The sequence below is a fragment of the Paenibacillus sp. P22 genome (assembly GCF_000469945.2).
Classification (GTDB): Bacteria; Bacillota; Bacilli; order Paenibacillales; family Paenibacillaceae; genus Paenibacillus_O; species Paenibacillus_O humicus.
On the sequence record NZ_CBRA020000007.1, the window covers coordinates 1 to 20,568 of the forward strand.

20 protein-coding genes and 1 pseudogene are annotated in these 20,568 nt (G+C 58.5%); 2 read left to right on the forward strand and 19 right to left on the reverse strand.

Annotated features, from left to right (window positions below; translation table 11 throughout):
* The 3 genes from BN871_RS02025 to BN871_RS02035 all read right to left on the reverse strand — a co-directional run.
* On the reverse strand, positions 1-303 hold a 303-nt coding region (locus tag BN871_RS02025; RefSeq protein WP_048744137.1), incomplete at its 3' end, for a hypothetical protein.
* A 562-nt stretch (positions 304-865) separates the two neighbouring features.
* A complete protein-coding gene (locus BN871_RS02030) occupies positions 866-1,363 on the reverse strand; it encodes a DinB family protein (protein ID WP_048744139.1) in 498 nt (165 codons plus the stop codon).
* A 258-nt stretch (positions 1,364-1,621) separates the two neighbouring features.
* On the reverse strand, positions 1,622-2,614 hold the full coding sequence (locus BN871_RS02035) for a DMT family transporter (protein ID WP_083436190.1): 993 nt from the start codon (positions 2,612-2,614) through the stop codon (positions 1,622-1,624).
* Between the two features lie 91 nt (positions 2,615-2,705).
* Here BN871_RS02035 and BN871_RS02040 point away from each other — a divergent pair, with 91 nt between their 5' ends.
* Positions 2,706-3,404: a helix-turn-helix transcriptional regulator gene (locus BN871_RS02040; RefSeq protein ID WP_048744142.1), complete on the forward strand. Its 699-nt coding sequence runs from the start codon at positions 2,706-2,708 to the stop codon at positions 3,402-3,404.
* A gap of 72 nt (positions 3,405-3,476) precedes the next feature.
* Here BN871_RS02040 and BN871_RS02045 read toward each other — a convergent pair whose 3' ends face one another.
* The 9 genes and pseudogenes from BN871_RS02045 to BN871_RS02085 all read right to left on the reverse strand — a co-directional run bounded on the left by BN871_RS02045 (position 3,477) and on the right by BN871_RS02085 (position 12,329).
* Positions 3,477-4,016, reverse strand: coding sequence for a DUF2062 domain-containing protein (locus tag BN871_RS02045; protein ID WP_048744143.1), 540 nt, complete (start codon positions 4,014-4,016; stop codon positions 3,477-3,479).
* Positions 4,017-4,065: 49 nt separating this feature from the next.
* Complete coding sequence (locus BN871_RS27350) at positions 4,066-4,641, reverse strand: hypothetical protein (protein WP_157060175.1); 576 nt, start codon at positions 4,639-4,641, stop codon at positions 4,066-4,068.
* An 84-nt stretch (positions 4,642-4,725) separates the two neighbouring features.
* Complete coding sequence (locus BN871_RS02055) at positions 4,726-5,628, reverse strand: aldo/keto reductase (protein ID WP_048744147.1); 903 nt, start codon at positions 5,626-5,628, stop codon at positions 4,726-4,728.
* Positions 5,629-6,159: 531 nt separating this feature from the next.
* The gene (locus BN871_RS02060; protein WP_021878775.1) at positions 6,160-6,615 is read right to left on the reverse strand and encodes a hypothetical protein; all 456 of its coding nucleotides are present in this window, start codon (positions 6,613-6,615) and stop codon (positions 6,160-6,162) included.
* Positions 6,616-6,841: 226 nt separating this feature from the next.
* On the reverse strand, positions 6,842-7,150 hold the full coding sequence (locus tag BN871_RS02065; protein ID WP_048744150.1) for a hypothetical protein: 309 nt from the start codon (positions 7,148-7,150) through the stop codon (positions 6,842-6,844).
* Between the two features lie 269 nt (positions 7,151-7,419).
* Positions 7,420-8,449 (reverse strand): annotated as a pseudogene (locus tag BN871_RS02070) (FecCD family ABC transporter permease).
* A gap of 3 nt (positions 8,450-8,452) precedes the next feature.
* Complete coding sequence (locus tag BN871_RS02075; protein ID WP_048744152.1) at positions 8,453-9,529, reverse strand: iron ABC transporter permease; 1,077 nt, start codon at positions 9,527-9,529, stop codon at positions 8,453-8,455.
* Complete coding sequence (locus BN871_RS29835) at positions 9,456-10,487, reverse strand: cupin domain-containing protein (RefSeq protein ID WP_332310196.1); 1,032 nt, start codon at positions 10,485-10,487, stop codon at positions 9,456-9,458. The genes BN871_RS02075 and BN871_RS29835 overlap by 74 nt, the downstream gene beginning before the upstream one ends.
* A 141-nt stretch (positions 10,488-10,628) precedes the next feature.
* Positions 10,629-12,329 carry a methyl-accepting chemotaxis protein gene (locus BN871_RS02085; RefSeq protein ID WP_048744153.1) on the reverse strand — a complete coding sequence of 567 codons (1,701 nt, stop codon included), beginning with the start codon at positions 12,327-12,329 and terminating at the stop codon, positions 10,629-10,631.
* 194 nt (positions 12,330-12,523) lie between these two features.
* Here BN871_RS02085 and BN871_RS26485 point away from each other — a divergent pair, with 194 nt between their 5' ends.
* Positions 12,524-12,676, forward strand: a complete 153-nt coding sequence (locus BN871_RS26485) for a DUF1540 domain-containing protein (protein ID WP_083436193.1) — start codon at positions 12,524-12,526, stop codon at positions 12,674-12,676.
* Positions 12,677-12,871: 195 nt separating this feature from the next.
* On the opposite strand, the gene BN871_RS02090 is transcribed toward BN871_RS26485, so the two are convergent.
* The 7 genes from BN871_RS02090 to BN871_RS02120 form a co-directional block, all read right to left on the reverse strand.
* A complete protein-coding gene (locus BN871_RS02090; protein WP_083436194.1) occupies positions 12,872-14,284 on the reverse strand; it encodes a DEAD/DEAH box helicase in 1,413 nt (470 codons plus the stop codon).
* 187 nt (positions 14,285-14,471) lie between these two features.
* The gene (locus BN871_RS02095) at positions 14,472-15,716 is read right to left on the reverse strand and encodes an MFS transporter (RefSeq protein WP_048744155.1); all 1,245 of its coding nucleotides are present in this window, start codon (positions 15,714-15,716) and stop codon (positions 14,472-14,474) included.
* A gap of 12 nt (positions 15,717-15,728) precedes the next feature.
* The gene (locus BN871_RS02100) at positions 15,729-16,097 is read right to left on the reverse strand and encodes a MerR family transcriptional regulator (protein ID WP_232312761.1); all 369 of its coding nucleotides are present in this window, start codon (positions 16,095-16,097) and stop codon (positions 15,729-15,731) included.
* A gap of 256 nt (positions 16,098-16,353) precedes the next feature.
* The gene (locus BN871_RS02105) at positions 16,354-17,232 is read right to left on the reverse strand and encodes a M15 family metallopeptidase (protein WP_021877677.1); all 879 of its coding nucleotides are present in this window, start codon (positions 17,230-17,232) and stop codon (positions 16,354-16,356) included.
* A gap of 216 nt (positions 17,233-17,448) precedes the next feature.
* Positions 17,449-18,552: a sensor histidine kinase KdpD gene (locus tag BN871_RS02110; RefSeq protein ID WP_048744158.1), complete on the reverse strand. Its 1,104-nt coding sequence runs from the start codon at positions 18,550-18,552 to the stop codon at positions 17,449-17,451.
* The gene (locus BN871_RS02115) at positions 18,545-19,231 is read right to left on the reverse strand and encodes a response regulator transcription factor (RefSeq protein WP_048744159.1); all 687 of its coding nucleotides are present in this window, start codon (positions 19,229-19,231) and stop codon (positions 18,545-18,547) included. The genes BN871_RS02110 and BN871_RS02115 overlap by 8 nt, the downstream gene beginning before the upstream one ends.
* Before the next feature lie 239 nt (positions 19,232-19,470).
* The gene (locus BN871_RS02120; RefSeq protein ID WP_232312763.1) at positions 19,471-20,397 is read right to left on the reverse strand and encodes a phosphotransferase family protein; all 927 of its coding nucleotides are present in this window, start codon (positions 20,395-20,397) and stop codon (positions 19,471-19,473) included.
* Between the last annotated feature and the right edge of the window lie 171 nt (positions 20,398-20,568).

Consider the following 20,568-nt stretch of genomic DNA (forward strand, 5'->3'; position numbering starts at 1 on the left):
CTTGTATTCTTCAACGATAAACGATTCAAACACCTTGAGTTCGTCATCGGCTACCGATTTTGAATAGGTTCTTGCTAGGCTTTCGGTTTTATCAGCTTTTTCGGTAGGACTCAAAGCAGCCCCAGCAATTTCCTTGATTTCAGCTTCCCATTCAACGTCTGCAGCTTTTCCCGTCGTTGTAACAGTTTTTGGAGTTGATGTGGCTTCCGATTTCTCAGATAAAGCGGTCTTACCGTTTTCAACAGTTCCACATCCTGATAAAACTAAACCAATGGCTGCAATTAATAAAAGCATCTTTTTCATTAGGGACCCCCGATTTATATTTCTTCTATTTCATTATCGGCAATACAAGCCCCACAGTTTAAACAAACCGGCAAGTATAATAGCGTTACTTTTAACGGTCTTTTCGTTAAATGGCGGGTTGTGCGGCAACGAATTAGCTTTTACCATAATCTGAGTTCATTAATCATTAATCTTTGTTTCTGAAGCTGAAAATGAAGAAAAAGCAATAGAATTTGAGAAAGACGCGTAAGCGCCTTTTTTTATGTAGGGTTGGTCAAAATCTAGAATATTAAATAGAAAAGGACATTTCAGATTTGGCATCTTTCGATCATTATAAATATTCCGAGCCCAGATAAAAATTTAACCAACGCTAAAGATATTGATGAGTATGAGAAGGAATTTTTTTTCGATTTTTTCGCCTAAGAGATGAAGCTCATGCCAGGAGCAAAGCCCAAAGACACCTTCAAGAGGTTGTTGAAGGTGTCTTTGGGCGCGAAATTCCCGCCGTAACGGCCAAGCTGGAAGCGGCCGTTACGGGAACAAGGTCCGCATCAGCCGCGATGCCAGCATGCGGAGCCTGGCTCTAGCCGCTCACCGAGCGGGTTGAAGCCGCGAGCTCAATCTGCTTCTGGTGATGGCGGTCATGGTCGACGAATTCTCCCATAACGTAGAGCAGAGAGTAAGGGCTGCCCGTATGCGGGCAGTGGGAGGCTCCGTTGACGGATACGGCCCGGAGCAGATCTGCTTCTCCGATAGAGCGCAGCAGGGCGCACAGCTCCATGCGCGTATCGGCGAATTCCGCGAGCAGCCGCTCCTGCTTCACCCCGGATTCGGCATACTCGTAGGCCGACAAGTTGAAGGCGTTGAACTCGGGGAAAAGGATATCCTCTCCCTTTAAGACCGAGGGTATGGTATAGATGATCAGATAACGGTCCCAATTGAGCAAATGAGAGACGATTCCTGCGATCGTGGCCTTGCCCTCCGCAATCGGGCGATTCCAAGCGTGCCTGGCGACGTCAAGGCTCCGTGCCCATTTCGAGGCCGATTCGAATTCATCCAGAACAGTTGAAATGTCATTCATGAAACAAAACTCCTTTAACCCGCAAACTATATGTATGCATTCATCTTACCACAGGAACATACGTTTGTATAATTCCGAAGCAGCTTGAACGAAAAAATCCCCCGTACGGAACTGCCGTGTGCCGGGGAGAATATCAGAAGACGGTGCGGTCTGCGGGAATGGCCAAGAATCTCGCCGGGCAGACCCTGCTATAGGATGACAGCGGCGTCCACCAGAGAGTCTACAGCTCCCGCCCGCCATTGTCAACATTATTCCGATCTATTTTGTCGGATTATTGTTCCCTTCCTTTCCTTTCCTTTCCCTTCCCTTCCTTTCCTTTCCTTTCCTTTCCTTTCCTTTCCTTTCCTTTTCCGATGCATGAGAGGCTCCTTCCCCCGCCGCAGCGGCGGATTGCCGGCGGAATCCGGTCCGATTGGCCAGGAAAATGCCGGCCAGAATACAGACGCCTCCCGCATACAAAGCCGGCTGGACGGTTTCCCCCAGAATGAAGTGTCCGGACAGAACGCCGAAGAGCGGCGCAAGGAACAGGAACGAGCTCGTCTTGCCGGGATCGGGACTGCGGCTCAGCACATAGTACCAGGAGGCGAACTGGACGATCGATCCCATGACGGCCAAATACAGCAGCGCGCCCAGCGAGGATGGATTGAGGTCCAGAGAGACCGGCTCGGCCAGGAAGCTCAGCGCGAGCAGCATCACGCCGCCAAACAGCATTTGTCCCGCCGTCAGGATCCAGCTGTTGAACAGAGCTCCCCATGCCTTGGCCATAAGCGTGGCGGCCGCCCAGAACAACGCCGCTCCGAGGCCCAGCCAGGTCCCTTCGGCCGCATGCATGCGGAAGCCTCCCAGAGAGATGAACACGCCTGCGGCTCCGATCAGCACCCCGAGCCACTGGGCGAGCCGATAGCGCATTCCGAGAAAGGACGAGCCGAGGACGATGACAAGCAGCGGGTTGACGAAGGTCAGAATCGACGTCTCCCCCGATGGAATCGTCCGCATGCTGAGGAAGATGCAGCCCATGACCCCCGTCGTCTGGAACAGTCCGATCGCCGCGAGCTTGGCCCAATCGGACAGCCTGCCGGGCAGCGGCTTCCGCCATAAGAACGGCGCCATCAGCAGGCCGGCGAGCGTAAAGCGCAATCCCGCCAGCAGCAGCGGCGACGCGTGGGCGAGTCCGATTTTGCCGACCGAGAACGAGGATCCCATGAGGAAGGTGGCGAGAAGGACTAGCGCCCCGTACAGATAACGATTCATGCCGGCTGCTCCTTTATGTTTCGGATGCAATCATGGTAGCATGGGGTTGATTCGTCCGCCGTCGAACGATGCATGCAAAGGAGAGAGGAACATGGACAGCACCCGGCTTCCCGACATGATTGTAATTGCCGCTCTGATCGGAGACGCCTCCCGCATGGCGATGCTGATGAGCCTGATGGGAGGAAAATCGCTGCCTGCCGGAGAACTGGCCCAGGCGGCGCGGGTATCGAAAGCGACGGCCAGCGCGCATCTAGCCAAGCTCGTGGAGGGCGGTCTGCTCCGTCAGGAAGCCTCCGGACGCCATCGCTATTACCGGCTGGCCGGTCCGGAGGTCGGCCAAGCGCTGGAGGCCATGCTCGTCATCGCGCCGGCCAAGGCCGTGAAGTCGCTGCGCGAGTCGGACGAGCAGAGGCATATGCGCCATGCCCGCACCTGCTACGACCATCTCGCCGGCAAGGTCGGGGTCGCGCTGACGGACCGTCTGCTTGCCCTGGGTTTCCTGAATGATTCCGGTCCTGATTACGCGCTTGCCGAGTCGGGCCGGCAGAAGCTGCTCATGCTTGGAGTCCGGGTCGATCCTCCGGCAGGCCAGCGCCGGCATTATGCCCGGAAATGCCTGGATTGGAGCGAGCGGCGCCATCACTTGGCGGGAAGCCTCGGCGCCGCCATCGCCTCGAGGCTGCTGGAGCTGCAATGGCTGGAGCGGATACCGGGAGGCCGCGCGGTACGTGTGACCGAGGCAGGCAGAAGAGGCCTGGCGGATACGTTCGGGTTGGAAGGGCTTGCGTAGGAGCATGGCGGCAATCCCCCTATAAAAAAGACGGCGCCGTCCGCGGCGCCGTCTTTCTTTTTTCGGTTCCACTCACGACCCGGCCATCACGGCTATCGCACCTGCGGCGCGGGCACGCACATGCTTCAGCAACGAAAGACGGTACCGGGTCCAGAGAATTCGCAGCACGCCATACATTGCGGCGGAAACGACGATGCTGTTGAGCACGGAGCCGATCAGGAAATCAACGCCGATGCCGCTCAGCGCGCCAAGGCTGTCGGCCGTCTCCTCGTAGCTGATGTCCGCGGCCGGCTCGGAGAGAAGCTCGGCCAATTCCGGCTCGGCCGGTCGGGCGAACAGCTCCCTAGACAGCTGTCCCGTAAGGTAGTTGGCATAGAAGAGAATCGGCCACAGGAAGGTCCCGACGGAAGCCGCAAGCATTCCGGAGACGGCATTGCCGCGGAACAGGCGGATCAGACCGAGCGACAGCGCGAGACCGATTCCGAAGGTTGGGTACCAGCAGGGCAGCAATCCCAGAACGGCGCCAAGCGAGATCCGGTGGGATCCCTGCCGCTGCCGAAGCAGGCGAATGCCGTGATAGGCTAAATTTCGTTTCCAGCGACGGAGCCGCATCCAAATCCCTCCTATGTATCCGCATATTGAATTAGAGGACAGCAAGCGGTCAGCTCCTGAGTACCTCCCGGAAATAAAGGCGAAGAACGGCAGGAGCATGATCCTGCCCCAGCTCCTCCCACTCCGACAATCCCATGCCGGAAGCCGCAGCCGACCATCCGTAGGCATCGGCCAACAAGGCCAATTTATCCTCGGCGAAAACCTCTTCCTTCTCCCAAATCCCAGCCAGCAGCAGCTCGTCCGGCCCCTCCTTCAGGAGCGGAAGCCACTTGGACAGCTCTCCTTTGCTGTCGCAGCTTTCATTCATCATCTCGTTGTAGAGCTCCGGATCATTGATGTATATATCCGATGCTCGGCCCTGCTCGAAGAGCCTCATCCGAAGCAGATCGCTGTCCAGTACGGTATTGCTCACGGCGTATGTGCCGGCGCGAAGCGACAGCTCCCCCGTGATGCCGTCCAGCTCGTCCCAATCGCCGGCAGCGTTGCCCTCGTCGTAGATGGTCAGCCACTTGCCGTTCCGATCCCAGGCCACATGGATCGCCCGGTCGGCAGGCGCCCCGCTCCGTTCATAACTCCGTCCGTCCATGATGGCGTCCAACGCTTCCTCGAGCTCGGCCAACGTCATGGTACGGGGGATTTCAAGCTTGATATTGCAAAAAAAAAGACCCCATTCCCTCATTCCTCTCTGAATCGTTCAGGTCGCGCCTTGTTACCGATGCTGAACATAGACATTCGCCTTGCTCAGTCCCCGGATGATTCCGACTTCCTCCTCGGTCAGCTCCGGCACCTCAGCAGCGGCGATATTCTGCAGCAGCTGCTCCCGCGAGCTCGCTCCCGGAATGGCGGCGGCGACGGCCGGATGGCTCAGCGAGTAGCGGATCGCCAGCTGGGTCATGCTCCGCTGCGGAGCCGCCAGCCGTTCCAATCCGCTCCGCAGCTCGCCAAGCTCGTCCAGGCTGTAATCCGCCAGGCCCTTGGCCGGCCGGCGGCCTGCAGCAAGCGCTCCGCTCGCGAGCGGACCGCGGGCGATGACGGAGATGCCCCGATCCTGCAGAAGGGGCAGAACCTCTTCCTCGGCACGGCGGTCGACGATGCTGTAAGGATTCATCACGCTGGCCATCGAGGAGCGTGCGGCATATTCCCGGATGACGTTCGGCCGGATCGAGGAAATGCCGTATTCCCGGATGACTCCCTCTTGCTTCAGCTGCTCGAACGCTTCGATCGTCTCATCGATCGGGTCTTCGATCGTCCCTCCATGCAGCTGGTACAGATCGATATAATCCGTGCCAAGCCTGCGCAGGCTCTCCTTCACAGCGGACAGGATATAGGCTTTGGACGGATCCCATGTCCAGCCCTCCTGCCCGGGGTAACGCCGGTTGCCGACCTTCGTGGCGAGGATGACGCGGTCTCTGCGTCCTTTGATCGCCCGGCCGACCAGCTCCTCATTGCGCCCGGCATCGTACAGATCCGACGTGTCCAGCAGGCTGACGCCGAGCTCCAGCGCCTCATGGACGAGACAGACCGCCCTGCCCTCCTCCGTGCCTAGCGACATGCAGCCGAGGCCGATCTCGCCGACGAGCAGACCGGATGAACCGATTCGGTTTTTCTTCATGTCCGTTTCCTCTCCCTTCAGACGCCTCTCTAGGCCTCCAGCATACCATTTGAACTCAAGCGCCGCACGCCGCCGTTTCCTCTACGTTCAAGACGAGCGGCAGCTCCGTCCGGCTCTCTTCCCATCCGCCCTGTTACGCCGGCATGGACGGTTTTCCTGGCGCTGCCGGAATGTTCCGGCTAGGCTCCGCTAGCGCAAAAGCAGTTTTCTTGATTCCTTTGAAAAGGCGTGACGCGCTCCTCAATCCCGATTAATTGACTCTGATTTATTCAAGTATCCAGCGAAAGGGTCGGCTTTGTCAATTTGATTGTCGACCTGCAGTCAAAGGATGAAGCTTATTCGATAGGCCCATGCGAACGGAATTGGCTGCCCGTCGGCAAGAGCGGAAAAATGGAAAATGAGGGCTGCGGGCGGAACCGGACATAGGCAAGAGCCCTTGAATACGATTCAAGGGCTCTTCCTGGATAAGGATGAAGCCTGGAGCCGGAAAGAGAGCTGGCCTAAAGCTGGCCGCCGCCTGTTCCATTCAGGCTATTTCCCCGTAAATACGGCCATTCCGTTGTCGCCGCTGTAAGGCGCGCCTCCGGGAACCGTGATGAAGCAAATGATCAGCCTGTAGGACTGGCCTGCCGGAATGGCCTGGCTGAAGGTCAGGACGAAGCTTTTGTTCTGGCCGTCGACCGGATTGATCGAAACCTGGCTTGCAGTCAGGGCATTATCCGGCATTACTTTGTCATCCTTGCCGAGTGTAGCGATGCCGCTCGGCGCTGCGTCCGTCGTGCTCTGAACCCAGTAGTTGGACGGCTGCATGGCTTTGACGACATCCACGCTGCGGTCGTAGGTGATCCGAATCTGATTGGCCGACACTTGGGACAGCGATTGCAGCATCGGGATGGGGTCCTTGGCAGCGTGGGCGCTGCCCTGGGCTGGAACGGCGAACAAGACAACGGCGATGAACGCCATCAACTTCAAAAAAGTGATTTTCATGGGAAGTCCTCCTTTCTTTGAGCGAAGCTAACCAAATGATTTCCATCGCCGGCCCGACTTATTCTTCGCGGATCGTCTGCCTAAGCCGATTCATGAAAAAAAAGACCCTGCTCGAGAGCAGAGGCCTTCAACGATCAAGGAATGGAGGAGCAGCTGCTTGCCGGATCAACCCTGGGTTTCGCTATAGGTTAAAGACGGCTTGACAATCGGCGCTCCCCAATACGAATTAAGCCGCAATAATGCCTTTGGACTGCAGCTCGTTTTGAGAGTGCTGATCGGCAGGGTGGTACCCTTTCTCCAGAAGCTCTTTAATATACATTTTGTTGTAGATGAAGGAAAAGATGATTCCCGGTACCCAAGCGCCAAATCCTAATGTAAAAATGCCGACCGCAACCGATGCGACGAACATGATGACAGCCCACTTCAAATCGCCTCTGAAAAGAGCCGGGAAAAAGCCAAAGAAAAAGGTCGTCCAGCTAAATCCGACTTTTGCATCCTTAATCCCGCCTGCTGCATTTTTCAAACGAATGCGCATAGTAATACCCCCACTGTTTTATTCTTCCAAATATGAATTTAGTATAGGACTAAGGTAGTAATTTGTCGATATATATTTCCAAATTAGATAAATTCCTTGTTATTAATCGAAAATATTTATATTAATATATTGATATAATAAAAATTAATAGGTATATACGCCTACTCATAAAGATAGAGAGTCTGCTCTGCTTCGCAACCCACCTGCAGGCATAAAAAAAAAGCCGGAACCATTCCGGCCGGCTGCTGCTGAATAAGCTGAACATGCCTCTACTTCGAGCGGTACAGCAAATAAAGAAAATACGGGGCGCCGGCTGCCGCCACGATGATTCCGGTCGGAATCTCCGCAGGCTGCAGAATCACCTTGGCGATTGTGTCGGCAGCCATGACGAGCAGCGCTCCGGACAGAGCCGTGACCGGGAGCAGCGCCTGATAGCGCTGCCCGACAAGACGGCGGGCCAGATGCGGGGCGATGAGGCCGACAAATCCGATGCTGCCGCTGACGGCCACGCAGGATCCGGCCAGCCCGACCGCGGCGGCCAGGAGCAGAACCTGCTCCCGGCTCACGAACGCGCCGAGCCCGGTAGCCATCGGAGTGCCCAGGTTGAGCACATTGAGCGTCCGGGACTTGAACAAGACATAGGGCAGGAGGATCGCGATGAACGGCAGCAGCGCCAGCACGTAGCTCCAGTCCTTGCCCCAGATGCTGCCGGCCATCCAAGTCGCAACGAACTGGTACTGCTCCGGGTTGATACGCAGGGAGACGACGATCGTCACCGCGGCGAAGCCGGAGTTGACGGCGACGCCGTTCAGGATGAGCCGGTTCGAGGACATCCCCTTATGCCTCCGGTACGACAGCAGGAAGACGAGCGCGGCGGCGGCTCCTCCTCCCGCCCAGGCCAGCAGAGGCAGCAGGTAGGCCGGAGTTGCAGCCGGCGCCGGGTAGTAAGCGATGAACAGCAGCACGATCAGCCCCGCCCCCCGAATTGATGCCGATGATTCCGGGATCCGCGAGCGCGTTGCGCGAGAGCGCCTGCAGCACGGCGCCGGATACCGCCAGGCCGGCTCCGATCAGCAAGGAGATGACGATCCGCGGCAGGCGGAAGTCGAACAGAATAAGCTGCTGACGCTCCGTCCCGCCTCCGGCCAGCGTCCGCAGCACATCGATCGGAGAGAGCCGGATCACCCCGGTGTTCATGCTGACGACAAAAACAACGGCGATCGCCGCGCTCAGGATGGCGGCGACCAGCCAGGCTTTCCTGCGCTTGCGCCGCTCCGATTCGGACATGAATGCGCCCATCGTCTACAGCTCCCTCCTTTCTTTGTTGGCCAGATAGATGAAGAAGGGAACGCCGATCAGCGAGATCATCGCTCCGATCGGCGTCTCGAAAGGCGGATGGACCGTCCTTGCCGCCAGATCGGCCAGCACGACGAGCAGCGCTCCAAGCACCGCCGAGGTCGGGATGATCCACCGGTAATCGACGCCGACAAGCTTGCGCGCCAGATGCGGCACGAGCAGCCCGACGAAGGAGACGGCGCCGACGGCGGACACTGCCGACCCCGCCAGCACGACGACGATGGCGAGGCCAAGCCCCTTCACCAGCCCGGAGCGCAAGCCCAGTCCCCGGGCCACCTCTTCGCCGAGGCTCAGCATCGTAATCGAGCGGGAGAGCCCCATGGCTCCAGCGAGCGCAAGGGCGATCCATGGGGTCATGACCTTCAGCTCCAGCCAGCGCATGTTGGCGACCCCTCCCGCGAACCAGAAGGCCAGATCCTGGCCGATGCGGAAGTACAGCGCGATGCCCTCGCTTAGAGCCGTCAGCAGCGCCGAGAGCGTCACGCCGGCGAGAACGAGCCGTGTCGGCGTCAGCCCTCCGCGGACGGATGAACCGAGAGCGAAGACCAATGCCGCGCTCAGCGCTGCTCCGACAAAAGCCAGCAGCACGACATAACGGTACGGAAGGCCGGGCAGAAAGGCGAGGCAGAGCGCGATCGCAAAAGCCGCTCCCGAATTGAGGCCGATAAGGCCTGAATCCGCCAGCGGATTGCGCGTCATTCCTTGCATGACCGCTCCTGCAACCGCGAAGCTGCTGCCGACGAGCATGCATCCGAGCACACGCGGCAGGCGCAGCTCCTGAATAACCTGATGCTCCTTCAAGCCGGGGTTGTAATGGAAGACCGCTTCCCATACCATCCGGAACTTGATATCCATCGCGCCGAACGAGACCGACAGCGCCAGGCTGAACAGAAGCGCCGCCGCACCGGCAGCAATCAGGACAATTGCCGTCCTTGGCCTGGAATGGAGCTTATGCAGGGCGTCGTCCGCCTTTTTGCCGGCAGGCTGTCCGCCGTCCCTTCCCTTGCGTGTCGTTGCTGCCATAGTCCCGATTCCCCAGTCTGCGTATAATTTCAGGCCATCCGGCCTCCCAGCCGGCCTTCCGCATGGCGGCGGCGAGCTTCCGCGTTGATAAACGGAGCTCGGAGGCTTTGATAAACAAGGCTCCAAGCGAAAAAAGGGAGCCGCGGCTCCCTCTTCCATGGCCGTACATGCCGGGCATTCCCTGCATTTCCGGCATCATCGGCCCGCCGCCGTATCCGTGGCCGTACATGCCGGGCATTCCCTGCATTTCCGGCATCATCGGCCCGCCGCCGTATCCATGGCCGTACATGCCGGGCATTCCCTGCATTTCCGGCATCATCGGCCCGCCGCCGTATCCATGGCCGTACATGCCGGGCATTCCCTGCACGAGCGGCTGAGCGTGGCCAACGCCGTAGCCATGCCCGCCGGGAGCCTCCTGCAGCGCCTGGACCTTGCTGCAGCCCGGAGGCGGTCCAAGAATGAGGGACTGCTGGATCGGCGCCACAGCCTTGGCATATTCTTCTTCATCTACGCAGTACGCCAGGTTCATGATTTCCTTGGGCGTGAAGCGGAGGAAGTCCGAGCCATAGACGATATCCGGAGTCGGCTGATCGAATATCGTCAGGATATGAGCCTTCTCGGACAGCGTCACGATCCAGTGGAACCAGCCCTTCGGCAAGACGGCGACTTGACCCGGCTTCAGCTTGCAGTTCATCAGCTTCTGAGTGAACGGATCAAATACGGAGGTCATGACTTCGCCGCTGATGACGAAGACCAGCTCCGTCACATTGGTATGCCAATGCGGCTGAATGATGATGCCTTTAGTCAAATGAACGTTGAATAGGCCCGTCCGGATGGCCGGGAGCTGCTCGCCGAACAGCTGCGTAATGTAGTTGTGCGAATCCCGCTTGAAATTCAGCACCTCGTTGGAGTCAGCGCATAAGGTCAAATTCGGGGATTGCAGGATGGAATCGGTCACGTTCATGTTCCTCCACTCTAGGTTGCAGTCTAGTTCACTGTATGCCCAGAACGGCCGATCTGCTCCTCCCTGCCGTCAAGCCCATCGCCTGCATCCTAAAAAAAAGAAAAAGCACGGGCAACAAGCCCGCGCTTACTCAAGCTATTCGATCTTGAACCGGTCGACCATCCGCTTCATCTCTTCCGCCATAGCGGAGAGATTGCTGGCCGAAGCATGGATCTCCTCCATCGACGCAAGCTGCTCTTCGGTCGAGGCAGCGGCTTCCTCCGAGCCGGCCGCATGGGACTGGGCGATGCCGGCAATCTGCGAGGCCGCATCGGTGACCTCCTGAATGCTGCCCGTAATCTGCTTCACGACATCCGCCATTTCCTCGATATGCGGAATCATGTTTTCTGTGCCGGACAGAATTCGGGAGAACTTCTCCGAGGTTAGCTCCGATATGCTCAGTCCCTGCTGAGCGCCAGCCACGACCTCGCTCATGATGGCGACGGACGCTTCCGTGTCCTGCTGGATGCCGGCGATCAAGGCCGCGATGTTCTTGGCCGACTGCTGCGACTGCTCCGCAAGCGCCCTTACTTCGCCGGCCACGACCCCGAAGCCTTTGCCGTGCTCGCCGGCGCGGGCGGCTTCGATCGCCGCGTTCAAGGCAAGCAGGTTCGTCTGACGGGCCAGATCCGCAATGACTTTCAGGATGCCGCCGATTTCGCGGGAGCGTCCGGACAGCGAGGCGATCACCTCATTGGATTTTTGGACCGACTCATGAATGAATCTCATCTGGTTCAGGTTGTCCTCCACATACCGGCTGCCGTCCTCCGCCTCTCCGAACGTCTGGCGGGAGAACTGCAGCACGCTCTCGGAGCCCGCCGAGATGAGCCTTGCGCCTCCCAGCACTTCCTGAAGGGCATTCTGATTCTGATCCAGCCGCACCGTCGTCATCTCGGCGCCGCCCGCGATTTCCTGGATCGCGGAGGCGACCGTCTCGGCAGCCTTGCCCGACTGCTGCGCCCCAACCTTGAGCTGCTCGGCGGATGCGGCCAGCTGTCCGGCGCTTCCGGCAATGCCCCCGATCATTTCTTTCAGTCCGACCGTCATCTCATGGAAGGCTTCGTTCAGCTGATAAATTTCGTCCCGGCCGCGGATGACGAGCTTGTCCCCCGTCAGATTTCCCTCCGCGACCTGCTTCACCGATGCAGACAGCCGGATGAGCGGACGGGTAAGAAACCACGACACGAGGCCGCCCAATGCCAGCGCGACCAGAGCGGCCGCCGTGCTGATGACGATGACGGCGACCAAGCCTGCATGCGCCTGGTCTGACGCTTTCTTGACATTGTCGGGAATAACGGTGCCGCCCATCCATTCCGCCATGGAATCGGCCTGGCTCGTAATGGACTCACTGACGGGAAGAATGATCGTGACGCCTTCTTCCGCCGCCTTTTTCTTGTTGCTCAAATAACTGTTCATCACCTTGACGGTCACTTGCTTGAATTGCTGGTTGGCCTCGCCGATCGCTTTCAGCCGTTTTTGGGACTCCTCCAATACCGCAAGCTCAAGCCCTTTTTTGACAGCGGCGTCGATCCGGCTGTTGGCGTCATAAATCTGGGTTTTGTACTTGGCGTCTCCATACAGCATATATGCTCGGAAAGCGCTGATCTGCACCGCGGAATCGGTCTGGATGGATTGGGCGAGAGACCTCAACTCACCGGCCGTATTGACGATGTAGTCATAGGATTTCTTCGTATCCTCCACGTTGTGGACCGTAAAAACGGACGATAGCCCAAATAACAAAGAAACCAAAACAAAGCTGCTGATCAGCTTCATTCTAATGGTGAAATTAACCTTCATGGGGTCTGTGGATCCCTCCGTGTCAAAAGATACGTATGTTATCGACGGAGTGGAGAAAAATATTGAGGAATGGTGAAAAGTGATTGGCAGGCTTTCACTTTGGCGGAAAAGAGATCGTCGAGGAAGGACGCGCAAAAGCAAGGTATAAGCCCCCCTGCCGTTCGGCCATGCTATCAAGCAGGGAGGTGAATGCAATGGCCAAGGATGTTCTTTGCGAAGTGAACTCCTGCCGGCACTGGGCTGCCGGCAATAAATGCGCGGCTACGTCCATCTATGTCGTCAGCCACAGCAAAACAGCCAGCAATTCCGAAGAGACGGACTGCAAAACGTTCGAACCGAAAATTTGATTCCACTCGGACAGCCGACCGCCGGCTGTCCGTTCTCATTTCCGGCTCTCCTTTAGCATAACCAACAGTGATAATGATTATCACTGTTGGCTGAAATTATTCCCGCCCATACCCTTATACGCAAAAAAAGCCGCCCGGCCTCCGGCCGGACGGCTGATGCCGCTCAACTTGCTTAATGCAGGAACTGCCCGCTGCTTAGCGGCTCTTGTTCGCCGGAGCTGCCGTGCGCTCTCCTGCCGGGCGCTGCCCTCCGCGGCGCTGCCAGCCCTGCTTGGCTCCTTGCCCCGACTGGCCGCCTTGGCCGGCTCCGTGCTTGGCTTGACCGCCGCCGTTGCCCGGGGAAGCTTGCTTTGCCTGAGCACCTTGGTTCCCGCCGCGGCCGCCGCCCTGTCTCGCTTGGCCTCCGCCCTTGGACGAGCCTTGCTTCGCCTGCGCGGCCGGCTTCTCCGACGGCGCCGGAGCCCCCAGCATCGGGTACGGATGGTCCGATACAACCGGAATTTTCTTCTTTGTCACCTTCTCGATATCCTTGAGGTAGGGAAGCTCCTCCACCTCGCAGAACGAAACGGCGATTCCGCTATGTCCGGCCCGTCCTGTACGGCCGATCCGGTGCACGTACGTCTCGGGCATGTTGGGCAGATTGAACTGGATGACATGGGACAGCTCGTCGATATCGATGCCGCGGGCGGCGATATCGGTCGCTACGAGCACCCGCGTCGCTCCTTTCTTGAAGTTGCTCAGAGCAGCCTGGCGCGCGTTCTGGGACTTGTCGCCGTGAATCGCCTGGGCGGATATGCTTTTCTTCGCCAGGCCCTTCGCGACCCGGTCCGCTCCATGCTTCGTGCGGGTGAAGACGAGCACCGAGGAGATCGTCTCGTCCTGCAGCAGATGGGTAAGCAGGGACAGCTTGTTTTCCTTGTCGACCAGGTACACCGACTGCTCGATCCGATCGACCGTCGAGGACACCGGGGTAATTTCGATCTTGACCGGATTCACGAGCAGCGATTCCACGAGACGGGCGATCTCCGGAGGCATCGTGGCGGAGAAGAACAGCGTCTGCCTCTTCGCGGGCAGCCTGGTCATGATCTTCTTCACGTCGTTGATGAAGCCCATGTCGAGCATGCGGTCGGCTTCGTCCAGCACAAGCACTTCGACATGCTGCAGATCGGCATGCTTCTGGTTGATGAGGTCGATCAGACGTCCCGGCGTCGCGATCAGGATATCCGTGCCGCGCTGCAGCTGCTGCTCCTGGGCATACTGGGAGACGCCGCCGACGATGACGACGCTGCGCAGCTCGGTGAAGCGGCTGTAGGCCTTGATGTTTTCTTCAATCTGGATGGCGAGCTCCCGCGTCGGCGTCAGGATGAGCGAGCGGATGACCCGCTTGCCGGCAGGCTTGCCGCCCGGACGTCCGGCGCTCAGCTTCTGGATGATCGGAATGGAGAACGCTGCCGTCTTGCCTGTGCCGGTCTGGGCGCAGCCAAGCACGTCCCGTCCTTCAAGCGCAGCCGGAATCGCCTTCTCCTGGATCGGCGTAGGCTGCGTATAGTTTTCTTTGCTCAGCGCCTTGAGTATGGCCGGCGCGATGTTCAGTTCTTCGAATTTCATATGGTCTCCTATGTTAAACGTCTATTTTCGCGTGTGCTCACGAACCGTTCCCCTCCATCATAACCCATCGGCGAGCGGGAATACAGGAACATTGGCAGAAGCCGCTTCCATTCAGGCGCCGGCGCAGTCCAAAAAAGCAGGCCGCCGGCGGCAGCCTGCTTCTTGGGGCTTGACCAAAAACCGTTTGTCAATGGGCAGCCTCGACCTCATCGACATGCTTCACATGCTTATGATTGGCCAGCATGTACAGCACCGATACAAGCACGAAGGCGGCTCCCACGATGAACGGCACATGGGGATTGAACCATTCCGCCAGCTTGCCCGCGAAATAAGGCGCGATCGCGCCGCCGAGAAACCGCAGGAAGCTGTAGGCCGCGGAAGCTGTCGAGCGCTCGACGGGAGCGGCGTTCATGACGCCGGTCGTAATGAGCGTATTGTTGTTGCCGAGCAGAGCCCCCGCGAAAACAACGCAAGCGATGACAACCCAGTGGATATCGGTCCAGATGCCCATCGCCAGCAGCGTGAGGCCGAACAGCGCCAGCATGACCGCCATCGACTTGACCGTGCCGAACGCCCGCTGGAGCTTGGGCGCCATGAAGACGGAGGTGAAGGCGAGCAGAACGCCCCAGCCGAGGAAGACGTAGCCGATGCCGTGGATGTCCAGCCCCATGACGAAGGGAGCGTAGGCCATCAGGGTGAAGAAGCCGAAGTTGTAAAAGCATGCCGTGAGCCCGAACACGACCAGCGACCGGTGCCGCATCGCCTTGAACGGATCCAGCAGGGAAGCCGACAGCTTTTTCTTGGCGTAAGCCGGCGTCTTCGGCGCTTCCGACTTCGGCATGAGGACCGCCAGCGCGATGAAAGCGAGAACCATCAAGGCCGCGACGCCGAGGAACGGTCCTCTCCAGGAGATCGAGCCGAGCTCGCCGCCGAGGATAGGGCCGACGGAGATGCCGAGGCCGATGGCGGCTTCATACAGGATGATGGCTTTGGCGACGCCGCTGCGGGAGAGCGACACGATCGCCGTCAGCGCCGTGGCGACGAACAGCGCATTGCCGAGGCCCCAGCCCCCGCGGTACCCGACCAGCTCCCAAATTCCATTGGAAAATCCGCCGAGAGCGGAGAAAATGGCGATGATGACGACGCCGAGCAGCAGCGTCCGCTTCATGCCGAGCCGGGAAGTGATCGTGCCGGTAATCAGCATGGCGACGGCCATGACGGCGTTATAGCTGGTGAACAGCAGGCTGACCTGACTTGGCGTCGCATTCAGCTTTTCGGAAATGGCCGGCAAGATGGGATCCACCAGACCGATCCCCATGAAGGCGATGATTCCGGCAAAAAAAACGGCCCATACGGCGCGCGGCTGATTCAGAATGCCGCTGCGCGCGGCGGGCAATTCAGGCTTTGCAGCTTGTTGAGCTCTATTGGCCACGAAGGCTCACTCCTATTCGATTTCGTATCTGATCTTGGCTTCCTGGATCTTGCCCTTCAGCTCGATGAATTCCGACCGGATCTTCATGATCCTGGCGATCTTCTGATCCATCATCTTCAGCTGCTTCTCCACGGTCTTCTCCATATCGCCAATGATGGAGCGCTTGCGTTCGGCATCCTCCACCTGCCGGATGCCGTCCCGCAGCTCGCTCAGCTCTTCCCCGATCGAGACATATTCCTGAAGCTCCTGCAGCGAGAAGCCGAGCGCATCGCGTGCGTTGACGATCTTCTTCAGCCTCTCGACATCGGATTCGGTGTAGAGACGGAAGCCTCCCCCGCTGCGTTCCGGAGCCAGCAGCCCGATCTCCTCGTAATAGCGCACCGTACGCTTAGTCAGGCCGCACAGGTTGGCGACATCTTCGATCTTGTAGATTTTTATCCCTTCCCTCTATATTGTTTATGACTAAAATAATTATCTTAAAGATACCACCTTGTAACCTTAACGTCAACGTCAACCTTTCTCGATAAGATGCCTGGAGATCCGGATTTAAGCGGTACTCTTGGGCTTTTGGGCATAGAAAAAAACGGAGCCCCTGTCCCGCAGGCCCCGCTTCTATGGTGCTGGCATTCCCACTTGCTTATCCCGCTCCGTCTATCCGGACCGTAACAATGACCCCGTCCGAATTGTTGCCGGACAGCTCGTACGGCTTTCCCGCCGGAATTTTCACCGTCGTCTTACTCTGGACCGGATAATAGGAAATCCGGTACTTGGCGCCATCCACTTCCGTTTCGATCGCCCCTCGATCCTTCAGCAGGTTCAGATATTCCTCCAGCACGAGTCCTTCCCGATGCATGACCGCGCTATGCGGCAGACCTACGTAACGGAAATGCCAGGGCTCGTAGCGGATGCCGGTCACGTCGGTCTTGTCCTCCGGATACCTCAGGATGAATCCGTACTTCCATGCGTTCTTTTTCAGCCACTTGCCTTCCGGGGCTTTGCTCATCTCGGCGGTGCTGGAGCCGATATCCAGCGACAGGCCCAGATTATGCTCGCTGTGGCCCGGCGGAAGCGCCGAATTGCCGCCAAGCTCGCGGTAGAGCTTGTCCTGCTCCTCGTCGCTCCTGTAGCCGCTGCTGATCAGGAAATGGTTGACCCCGTCCTTGTCGGCGTCCTTCACCATCGCAATGAACCGCAGCGCCACGCTCTTGGAGAGCCGGATCTTGTTGTCGAGAAGGCCGTAGCCTTCCAGGAGCTCCTTGTGCTCGTACAGATTCACCACATCGGACTTGGCGTATGTCGACGGAACGGCATGTTCCTTATTGACCAGCACCAAATTCCCTTGCTTGATTTGTGCTTTGCCGACCGAAATGGATTCGGTTGCCGGCGCACGATCCGAGGCCGGATTGTCCGATGCCGTCTGAGAGGGCGCCGCCGGCCCAGGCTGCGTCCGGGGTTCCCTCGCCGCGCAGCCGGCCGCCGCTAGAATAAGCAGTCCTATGATGGCGTATTTTTTCATTCGTCGCTTTCCCTCCGCTCTATTCTTGCCAAGTCTAAGGGAAAGTCATTAAGAAGAATTTCAGACCTTTTAAATTTTTTCTTAAATGGCGGCGATTGGATACCGGGGAAAGAAGGGCAAAGGACAGCAACATTCGGGACGCGGCATCCCTGAACGCCAATCAAGCCTTCTCCGAAAGGTTCCGGGAAGGCTCTTCATGGAGGCTGCGGCCGCTCTTTATCCGGCTTGCCCTTGCAGCGGCAAGCGGACTTCAAATACGGTTCGGATCGCGCTGCTTTCGGCCGCAATCTTCCCCTTGTGCCGGTCGATGATGTTTTTGGCGATGAACAGGCCGAGTCCCGTGCTTCCTTCCTGATGAGTTCGGGCCCGATCGCCTTTATAGAACATTTCGAACAAGCGGGGCAGCTCGTCCTCCGGAATCATATCGCCGTAATTGGCGATGCGGACGACGGCTTCGTCCCCCTCTTTGCCGCACTGGACATCCACGAACTCCCCGTCCCTGCCGTACCGGGCGGCGTTGGCGAGCAAATTCTCGAACACCCGCGCGAGCAGCTCGCCGTCGCCGTTCACGATGAGACCCGGGGCGATGTCCGGCCTGACGCTGAGCCGGTTTTGCTGGAACAGGGGATAGAGCTCTTCGTTCAATTGCGCGAGCAGCTCGCTCAGATCCAGAGCCTCGGTCTCGAGCGGGAGACGGCCGTAGTTCATCCGGGTGACTTCGAACAGGCCGTCGATCAGCTTTTCGAGGCGCCTCGACTTGTTGAACGCGATGGACGTGTAATGCTGCTTCTGCTCCGGGGACAGCCCGCCTTCGCGCAGGATGAGGTCCAGGTAGCCCAGCACGGAAGTAAGCGGCGTGCGCAGGTCATGGGCCAGATTCAGGACGAGCTGGTCCTTGCTGCTCTCCGCGAAATCGCCCCGTTCGACCGCGCGCTGCAGGTTGGCGCTGGCCGCATTGATATCCCTCGCGATGCTCTCGAACTCGTCGCGGGAAGCGATGTCGACGCGCCCGCTGAAATCCCCGGATGCAAGGCGTCCGATCCCGTCCGATATTTCGCGGAAGTACGCGGCATAGGGCTTGGTCAGGAAGAAGAAGAAGAGCACCGCAAGCGGGACGAACAGGATCAGGAAGAAGTTCAGATCCCCGAAGCTGCGGATCGCATGGCGGAGCCGCTCAAGCGGCTCCCCGTATCTCACATGATTGCTGTAATAATACTGCAGCCCCTTGAACACGGCGTACGTCGCCAAGCCGGACAGCAGCATGCTGAGCGCCAGCAGCGCGATCATTCGGGCTCTGAAGCTTCTCAGCCACTTATCCATTGAACTTGTATCCCACTCCCCAGATCGTCTTGATCCACTTGTCCTTGTCTTCGCCAAGCTTCTTGCGCAGCGTGCGGATATGGACCATCACCGTATTGCCGCTCTCGAAGTATTCCTCTTCCCACACATGGCGGAAAATGTTCTCGGCTGCGAACACCTTGCCGGGATGGCTTGCGAGCAGATGGAGGATGTCGAATTCCTTGGGCGTCAGCTCCACGCTCTGCCCGTACACGGCAACTGTGCGCCGCATGGAGTCGATCGCCATTCCGCCAAGCTCCAGCACCGAATGCTCCTCCTTCGGCCGGCTCAGCTGCAGCGACCGCCGGAGCTGCGCATTGACCCGCGCCAGAAGCTCAAGGGGGTTGAACGGCTTGGTCATATAATCGTCCGCCCCCATGACCAGACCGGATATTTTATCGAAGTCCGACGTTTTGGCGCTCAGAATGATGATCGGAATATGATTCTCCACCCGGGTCTGCCGAGTCACCTCGTAACCGTCGAGACCCGGCATCATAATGTCGAGAATGGCCAGGTCGACCGGCTGCGACTGAATCGTCCGCAGCGCCTCGGCACCATCCGCCGCCTTGATGACGTTGTATCCTTCCTTCTCCAGATGCAGAGCGACCAGATCGGCAATCTCCGCCTCGTCATCCGCGACCAGAACCGTTATAGGCTTCACCCGCTGTCACCCCTCCCTGATTCCTGCCTTCAAGGCATCTCTTTCCTTCAGTTCTACCAGAGTCGGCTCCAAAAAACCAATCGTTGGGGGCAGACAACAGTCAAAACAGGAAAAAGACCGCCTGTAAAGGCGGCCTGCTGACATCCTAACCGGACAACATGGAGTCTCCGCCTGTTAGAGAGCATGGCCGACTGCGGCCATGTTTTTTTGGCGACTGCGAGCCGTCGGCTGCGGACGGCTCAGCCCGGATACCACAAAGGCCTGCACCGGCTGAAGCCCTCGTGATCGTCGATGACCTTGCCTATCCGCTTCAGCATGTCCGCCGTCTCTGCCGGCCTTACCCGGACGATCCAAGGAACGGAAGAAAGGCAGACCAGGCCGATATAGAACGCATACAGCTGCCAGAAGCCGTCATCCGGCTCCCCGTCATGATAGCCGCGAATCTGGCCGGCCGTGAACGGCACGCTCGTCTCGGCGCTGAAGAAGCCGGCCTTGGCGAATTCCTGAACGGAATCTCCCCAGCCGTACCGGTTGAAGTCGATGATTCCGGCCAAAGCCCCATCGTGGACAATCAGGTTCCCGACGTGATAGTCATGATGCTGGAATACGCTTGGCCTGCCTTCGGTCAGCCCGATATGTTCCTGCAGAAATTTCAGCAGTTCATCGCCTCGGTCCAGCTTGATGCCGCAGGCCTCATATTCCTGCATGTATTTCCGATACCGCGCCAAAATCCGATCCTGCCAAGGCTCCACGTCTGCCGGGACGCCGGCCCGGTGGATCTTGCGCAGCTCCCGTCCCGCGTGAAGCCCGATCGACTCCTGCTTCCCGACCGGCAGACGAGGCAGCGCCTCCGACGCCTCTTCCCCCTCGATGTAGGTGACGAGCATGTAGCCCAGTCCTTGATCCGGCAAGCTGCCGGCCTGCACAGGCCTGGAGCACAGAACGTCCAGCTCCTTCATCTCCTCCAGAATTCCGTATTCCCTGGCCTTCGTCCCGGCCTGCTCGATCCCGTAAGCACGGAGGACGTAACGAGGCTTTCCCTCGCTGTCGGAAACCAAATATTTGGCATCGTCCGAGTAGCCCTTGAGAATCGGTTCGATTTCTCCGCAGCCGCTCAATAGAGGAATCCATCGCCGCCATGCTCGCGGATGGTCCATCGGCTTCATTTGCATCCCGTCCTTTCGGCTCTAGTTCACGTCTTCCCCCTCTATTTCGAGGCTTTCTTGCCTGCTTCCTCCCGGTTCCCGGCAAGCCGTTCCGCTATTCCTCCATATGGAATTGAACGAATCGCCGCCCGGCGGCGTCACATCCCTTTGATAGGCCAAAAGGAAGAGGCG